Source organism: Alteromonas sp. KS69 (assembly GCF_003989595.1).
Lineage (GTDB): Bacteria > Pseudomonadota > Gammaproteobacteria > Enterobacterales > Alteromonadaceae > Alteromonas > Alteromonas naphthalenivorans.
The window spans coordinates 110745-118356 of sequence record NZ_PYHU01000033.1; the positions used below are offsets into that span (position 1 = coordinate 110745).

Genomic DNA, 7612 nt, shown 5'->3' on the forward strand with positions numbered 1-7612 from the left:
CTACCAATTACTCATCGTTTTGAGCTGCTGTTTTCGCCATATTAAATAAATGGCTGGTAAAATAAGTAGCGTCAATAAAATCGCACTGACCATCCCGCCCACCATGGGCGCAGCGATACGACTCATCACTTCAGACCCCGTACCTGAGCCATAAAGTACCGGTAATAGTCCGAATATAATGGTTGCGGTCGTCATCATGACTGGCCGGACACGCAAACCCGCGCCATGCAATACGGCTTCGGTTAGCATTCCTACGGTGGGTTTGATACCGTCCATTTTGCATTTGTCGATTAACGCCTGGTACTCATGATTCAAGTACACCAGCATAATGACGCCAATCTCGACAGCGACCCCGGCCAATGCAATGAAGCCAACGCCCACTGCCACTGAAAAGTTAAACCCCTCTAAGTACATAAGCCAAATACTACCGACCATCGATAAAGGCAACGTTCCCATGATGATCGCTACTTCAATAAAATTGCGGAAGTTGAGGTATAACAAGATCACGATAATGGCTAAAGTCAATGGCACTACATAGGTTAATTTTTCTTTTGCCCGCAACATATATTCATATTGTCCCGACCACGTTATGGAGTATCCTGCAGGCAATACCAGCTCCTCACTGACGACCTGCTGCGCTGCGACGACATAAGAGCCAATGTCTACACCATCAATATCCACATACACCCAGCCATTAAGGCGTGCATTTTCACTTTTAATGCCTGGGGGACCATCTTCAATATACACATCCGCGACATCAGCCAACGCAATGCGTTTGCCTTGTGGTGTGACAATAGGCAACAATGACAATGATTCAGGTGATGAGCGATATGATTGTGGATATCGAATATTCACTGGGTAGCGCTCTAATCCTTCGACGCTTTGTGTAACATTCATTCCTCCAATCGCACTAGAAACAACTTGTTGAACGTCTGCTATGTTAAGACCATAGCGAGCGGCCCGTTCACGTTGGATATCGACTTTGACATAACGCCCGCCGGCAACGCGCTCTGAATAAACGGATGCAGTGCCCTCAACATCTGAAAGTATCGTTTCAATTTGTTGACCAATCTTTTGAATTTCCATAAGATCTGGACCTCCAATCTTGATGCCCACGGGGGTCTTAATACCGGTAGCCAACATATCAATCCGCGTTTTAATTGGCATAACCCATGCGTTCGTTAACCCCGGCAAATTAACCACAGCATCAAATTCTTTGATCAGATCCTGGGTCGTCATGCCTTCACGCCATTGATCTTGAGGTTTTAATTGTATAAACGTTTCTATCATTGTTAATGGCGCAGGATCGGTTGCCGTATCGGCTCGTCCGACCTTGCCAAACACCGTTTCGACCTCAGGAACGGTCTTGATCAGTTTATTGGTTTGTTGCAATAACTCGCGTGCTTTACCTATCGAAATACCGGCATAAGTCGTCGGCATATACATTAAGTCACCTTCATCAAGCGGCGGGATAAATTCGCTACCGATCTTATCAATTGGCCAAAGCCCAATTCCCAGTACTATAACGGCGACCAGCATGGTCAACTTGGGAAAACGTAATACCGTTTTCAGTGTTGGCATGTATAAAAACGTCAAGAACCGATTTACAGGATTCTTATGCTCCGCAAGTACTTTACCGCGCACAAAGTACCCCATCAAAACTGGCACCAAGGTGATCGCAAGCGCTGCGGAAGCGGCCATCGCATATGTTTTGGTGAATGCAAGCGGCGAGAACATCCTGCCCTCTTGCGCTTCCAGCGTAAACACTGGTACGAAACTAACGGTGATGATCAACAAACTGAAAAACAGCGCAGGTCCGACTTCAGACGCTGAATCTATGACGACCTGCCATCGATTTTCTTTCGTCAGGGGGGTTCGCTCCATATGCTTATGCATATTTTCGATCATGACAATGGCCCCATCGCTCATTGCACCAATAGCAATAGCGATCCCCCCCAAGGACATGATGTTCGCATTGATACCTTGCATATACATCACGATGATTGCCGTGATGATCCCGACAGGAATACTTATAATTGCGACCAGCGATGAACGTACATGAAATAAGAACGCGATACACACTAGGGCAACGACGATAAACTCTTCTACCAGTTTAGAGGCCAAGTTATCTACCGCCCGTTCAATCAAAGCTGAGCGATCGTAAACCGTGACGATTTCGACGCCATCCGGCAATCCTTTTTTAAGATCGTCGAGTTTAGCTTTGACTCCGTTAATGGTTGTTTGAGCATTTTCTCCAAATCGCATAACAACGATGCCGCCTACGGTTTCTCCTTCGCCATTCAGCTCAGCGATACCCCTGCGCATTTGAGGACCTAATTGCACATCCGCGATATCCCTAACCAACAGCGGCGTACCATTTTCATTCACGCCGAGAGGGATCGTTTCGATATCTTGTTTGCTTGAAATATACCCTGTCGCCCTGACCATATATTCAGCCTCAGACATTTCAATAACAGATGCGCCAACTTCTTGGTTGCCTCTTTTGATGGCCATTTGAATATGCGATAGCGGGATCCCATAAGCCCGCAGTTTTTCAGGATCAACTTTAACTTGATATTGCTTTATCATGCCGCCTAACGCAGAAACCTCAGAGACACCGGGAACGGTTTGCAGTTCGTACTTGAGGAACCAATCCTGCAGACTACGTAGTTGTGATATGTCGTTTTTGCCTGTGCGGTCAACCAATGCATACAAGTAAACCCAACCCACACCCGTTGCATCTGGGCCTAATTGTGGCCGAGCATTTTCAGGCAAATTGGGAGCAACTTGAGACAGGTATTCTAATACACGGCTTCGGGCCCAATAGAGATCCGTGCTGTCATCAAAAATGATGTAGACATATGAGTCGCCAAAGAAAGAATAACCCCTGACTGTTTTAGCGCCTGGTACCGACAACATCGCTGTGGTAAGCGGATAAGTCACTTGATCTTCAACCACCTGAGGTGCTTGTCCAGGGTAACTCGTCTTAATGATGACCTGGACATCAGATAGGTCGGGCAATGCATCAATTGGTGTATTCTTTAGCGTGAATAAACCACCGCCGATAATAATTAAGGTCGTCAGTAATACGAAGAAGCGGTTGGAAACTGACCATCGAATAATAGCAGCGATCATTCGTGTGCTCCTCCATGGTTGCTATGATCCATCGAAGCATCTTGGCTTTCAGACTGAATGCTCAGGATCCTAAAGTTGCCGTCAGTGATCTCAAACGTAAATGTAATGTCAGCACCGACCGTAAATTGGCTGATATCGATAGCGTCGCTCACGGTAAAGTCAAGAGTTGCCGCAGGCCTATCCCACTTTGGGATCGCTTCACGTGAAATATTGACTACACGAGACTGCGTATTGATGGCATTAATGGTGCCTGTCACCACTGCGCTTTGCGCTGAACTTGGTTCTGCTGATTTTACATGGATGGTTGTTACCAGATAGTCGCTATCACCGGTTTTGGTGATTTCAATATGCAAATCCATACCAGCTTCCAACTGTGATAAATCGATAGTGTCAGCAACAAAGAAATCCATTGTCATCGCGGGCCAATCCCACGCTTCAATTGCTCCGTGGTCAAGATTTAGCATTTTGTGTGAGGACATAACTGAATTAATCGTTGCTTCAGTCCATATAGTGCGTCCATTTATAGTCTGTGTATCAGCATTGTCGTCAATGATATGCACCGTCGTTACCACATACTGACCATCGTTTTCTTTACTAATTTCAATATGCGCCCCCATACCTTGCCGCAAACTCGTTAGGTCTACGTGGTTGGCGACAGTAAAATCCATTGTCATTTCTGGCCAATCCCATTCACTGATGGCGCCATGGTTCACTGTTATCATGTTATGTGAGGGCATAACATCGGTGATGGTGGCTTCGGTAAAAACCGACGACGGGAGTGCATCAGGTGCTTCCATACGTTTAAAATCTGAACTGATACTGCTTTCTGAATCGAGTAAAAAGTGTGCAGAGGTGACAATCTGATCCCCGTCGATGAGACCTGTAGTAATCTCAGTGTAGTCCTCTACCACTCGACCTACATCTACGGCAATGGACTTGAATTGCCCGTCACCGAACGCCAAGACAACACGATCTTGCGTGCCGGTTCTGATAACCGCTTCTGATGGCACAAGAACGTTGTCTGAGTCAAAGTCTGAATGTATTGTGATCTGGGCAAACATGTTCGGCTTAAGCGCGTAATCGGCATTTTTAAAGCGTAACCGAACCCGCAGCGTTCGAGTGCTCTGTTCAAGTGTGGGGTAGACGTAATCAACCTCACCCTCCCATGTTTTGCCGGGTAAAAAATCCAACGTCATTGTGACGGGAAGTCCAACAGTGACTTGCGCGGATTGCCGTTCAAAGATTTCAGCATCAACCCACACCTCATCCAACGCACCAATGGATAGGAGGGTATTGCCTGGCTTGATAAAGAATCCTTCGCGGATATTTAAATTGTCAACAAACCCGGTTTGCGGTGCCGAAAAAGTGATCGTTTGACGAACTTTTTTGCTCGATATTAAGGACTGAATCGCTTCATTTGGCATTTGCAACGCGTCTAACCGCGACCGAGCAGCATTGATCAAATCGTCGCTCCCGCGGCGCATCGCGATCAGCAGCTCTTCTTGCGCATTGACCAATTCTGGGGAATAGAGCGAATACAATGGTTCGCCTTTTTTGACATACTCTCCCGAGGCTTTCACATGCAGTGTATCTACCCAACCTTCAACGCGTGGGTGGATATGTATCAAAGTGTCTTCATTGTATTGCACATAGCCAACCGTACGAATAGGGACATGCAGCGAGCGGCGTTGAACCGATGCTGTTCTTACCCCTAAATTATTAACTACATTGGGTGATATGCTAATGGTTCCCGGACCTTCATTACCTCCCGTGCTCTCCTCATAAACGGGGACGAGATCCATTCCCATCGGAGATTTACCCGGTTCATCACGACGGTAATTGGGATCCATCGGTGCCACCCAATAGAGTGGCTGGGGTTCTGTGCTTTGCCCTGCTGCGTTAGATGGTGCATCAGAAGGAAGTAGGAATGTATATGCTAACGCAGTCATTGCACCGCCGATAACACATCCTAAAATAATGGCTTTCGTGTTATTCATTATTGTTCTCCGAATTGAGTCTTGGAAATACCTGCGGTGGTATTGAAGTAATAATTAAGTCGAATGTTTGTTCTGACGAGATCCACATCGATATCCAATGCATCAATACGCGCATTCAAATCCGCGATACGCGCGCGAGCAACTTCGGCGAAATCGCCGTCATCATTGGTGTAGGCATTCAAGGACGCATCAGCTTGTTCTTGCATTTGTGCTAATAACTCGTCGTTGTATAACGATTGCCTGTCAGTTAAACGTTCTCGCTCAGCGTATAACGACTGGATGGCAGACATCATTTCGCGCAGTGCGAGTAACTTGTCAGTCTTTATGGCTTCTGATTGATTTACGGCTGCAGAGACTTCTTTGTCTTGACGGTTTTCAGTAAAAATAGGTAAATCAAAACTAACACCGACTGACAAAAAATCAGCTCGACTTGCACCTGCCGGGGTATCATCGCGAAAAGCGTAACTGGCATTTACGCCCCATTGGGGTTTGTATTTTTCTTTAGCTAACTCAACCCCGGTTTGACTCGCTCTGATACGTTGATTAATGGATAAAATATAAGGGTGATCTGCGAGTAATTCCGCGAGCTGTTGTTGGTTTTTCCTTTTTACCATTAACAACGTGTTGTCAGTGATTTTTGCAATGGCAGGTAATGTATTAGGCAACTGCAACGCGCTAAATGCATCAAAGCCAAGTTGGCGTGCAGACTGCTGGTTTTTTAGGATCCATTCCAATAACTTACCTGTGGCGCGTTCTTCCAGTGCTTGTAGTTTTGTTAATCTGTCTTCTAACCGCGTCAATTCTAACTTTGCCCTAATGATGTCTTGCTGTCGCACGCGTCCAAGGGCGGTCGCATAATTCGCTTTGGCAATGTCACTGAGTTGCTCAAACAATGCCCTATCTTGATGGATTAGCTTAATACTCTGCTGCGCGCGATAAATTTCAAGCCAAATATCAGAGACCTGCACACGTGTGCGGGCGATGCGATCAGCACGCATTAATGGGTGCTCGGCGGCTTGCTCTCTTAATTGACGAGAACGAATATCTAACGAATCCCCTCTGGGGAACATCTGCGAAACCCCTGCCTTAAGTTGCGTCATGGGTTCTTGATCGAATGCGAATCCATCTGTTGGTAAGTTCGCCAAACCAATATTAACTACCGGGTCCGGCAAACTAGCGGCTGCCACGCTACTTGAAACAATGGCTTGCTCGCGATACTCACTGCCTACAAGCCAAGGGTCGTTGTTAATCGCGATTTCAACAGCCTGCTCCAATGTCAATACCGACTTGGTTTGACTTTGGGCGAGCCCAGTATTCAAAAGCGTCATTAGTACAATGACATGAAATGAAAAGCGTCTCATTAGAATTGCTCCTCATAGGTATTAACTTCGGCATAAGTGGTTGCGCTGCCATCGTCATTGAGTTGCAGAATAAGATAAGGACGAAATTGATCACCGACTTCCATACCAGGTGAGCCAATTGGCATAGCCGGCACACTGAGTCCGATGGCGCCTTCAGGTATATTGTCTAAAAATTGCTGAATGAATTTTGCTGGAATGTGACCTTCAAAAACAAAACCGCCTGGGGACAATGCCGTATGGCACGAACGGTAATTAGGCGCAATACCATATTTGTCTTTAATTCGAGACATTAACGTAACATTGGATACGTCTGCGTCGAACCCGTGCTCTTCAATATGGTTCACCCACTTTTGGCAACACTTACAAGAACGGCTTTTGTAGACTGTTAAGGATGTTATCGGGGATTCAGTCACTGCCTCTGAATCGTTATTAATCTGTGTTGCGTCGGTACATGCTGATAAAAACAGTGCAAACACCAAGGCTATCCACATCGAGCGATGCGTAATAATTGACATAATTACTTTCTCATTTCTATTGTTTAAATAAATGGCTTGCTACGAACATTCGACTAACAAGCGATATCATTGCCCGGATTCTAGACGGACTTATCCTGCTTAAATGAGAGAGTGTTTCGGAGGGCGCTGCAATCCACCTAAAAAGATTTGGTTTAGGTTTGGGTTAAGAGACTGAATACTCAGCGACACGCCATCGGGTGACGAATGAGCTTGACTAGAGAGAAGACCAATATGAAACATCGCCATTGGACAACAGCAATCTTGCTGACAACAATCATTCATATCATCGCTTTGTGAGTGTTTCATCATGTCATGAGCGCTTTGCATATCGTGAGATCCGAGATCCATCACCGCTGCCATTTCGTCACTGCATGGCATTTGCGCGAATACAAATGACTCACTCATTTGCACACTGAGCAATGCAATAACAATAAACATTTTAATGAAAGCGCTTTTCAAGTTCTCGTCATTCCATAGTTTTTGACAGACAGCAGTCGATGACAGCTTAATCACTGAATGAGATGTTAGCACCCTCGCCTGACAACCAGATTACCGGCACATTACAATTCGGTAATATAAACAATTGTAACCGTTCAGCAGGGCC

At 45.9% G+C, this 7612-nt stretch carries 5 protein-coding genes; all 5 read right to left on the minus strand.

What is annotated here, in order from left to right:
* The 5 genes from C7Y69_RS16165 to C7Y69_RS16185 all read right to left on the minus strand — a co-directional run bounded on the left by C7Y69_RS16165 (position 1) and on the right by C7Y69_RS16185 (position 7446).
* Complete coding sequence (locus C7Y69_RS16165; protein WP_126873370.1) at positions 1-3135, minus strand: efflux RND transporter permease subunit; 3135 nt, start codon at positions 3133-3135, stop codon at positions 1-3.
* Positions 3132-5132: an efflux RND transporter periplasmic adaptor subunit gene (locus C7Y69_RS16170; protein ID WP_044447422.1), complete on the minus strand. Its 2001-nt coding sequence runs from the start codon at positions 5130-5132 to the stop codon at positions 3132-3134. The genes C7Y69_RS16165 and C7Y69_RS16170 overlap by 4 nt, the downstream gene beginning before the upstream one ends.
* Positions 5132-6493, minus strand: coding sequence for a TolC family protein (locus C7Y69_RS16175; protein ID WP_123324646.1), 1362 nt, complete (start codon positions 6491-6493; stop codon positions 5132-5134). The genes C7Y69_RS16170 and C7Y69_RS16175 overlap by 1 nt, the downstream gene beginning before the upstream one ends.
* Positions 6493-7008: a DUF411 domain-containing protein gene (locus tag C7Y69_RS16180; protein WP_126873371.1), complete on the minus strand. Its 516-nt coding sequence runs from the start codon at positions 7006-7008 to the stop codon at positions 6493-6495. Before C7Y69_RS16180 ends, C7Y69_RS16175 begins: the two co-directional genes overlap by 1 nt.
* 99 nt (positions 7009-7107) lie before the next feature.
* The gene (locus tag C7Y69_RS16185) at positions 7108-7446 is read right to left on the minus strand and encodes a hypothetical protein (RefSeq protein ID WP_231401119.1); all 339 of its coding nucleotides are present in this window, start codon (positions 7444-7446) and stop codon (positions 7108-7110) included.
* Positions 7447-7612: the final 166 nt, after the last annotated feature.

Coding starts and splice junctions, on each gene's coding strand:
- C7Y69_RS16180 (WP_126873371.1), bottom strand. CDS start 7,008: ATGTCAATTATTACGCATCGCTCGATGTGGATAGCCTTGGTGTTTGCA.
- C7Y69_RS16165 (WP_126873370.1), bottom strand. CDS start 3,135: ATGATCGCTGCTATTATTCGATGGTCAGTTTCCAACCGCTTCTTCGTA.
- C7Y69_RS16185 (WP_231401119.1), bottom strand. CDS start 7,446: ATGTTTATTGTTATTGCATTGCTCAGTGTGCAAATGAGTGAGTCATTT.
- C7Y69_RS16170 (WP_044447422.1), bottom strand. CDS start 5,132: ATGAATAACACGAAAGCCATTATTTTAGGATGTGTTATCGGCGGTGCA.
- C7Y69_RS16175 (WP_123324646.1), bottom strand. CDS start 6,493: ATGAGACGCTTTTCATTTCATGTCATTGTACTAATGACGCTTTTGAAT.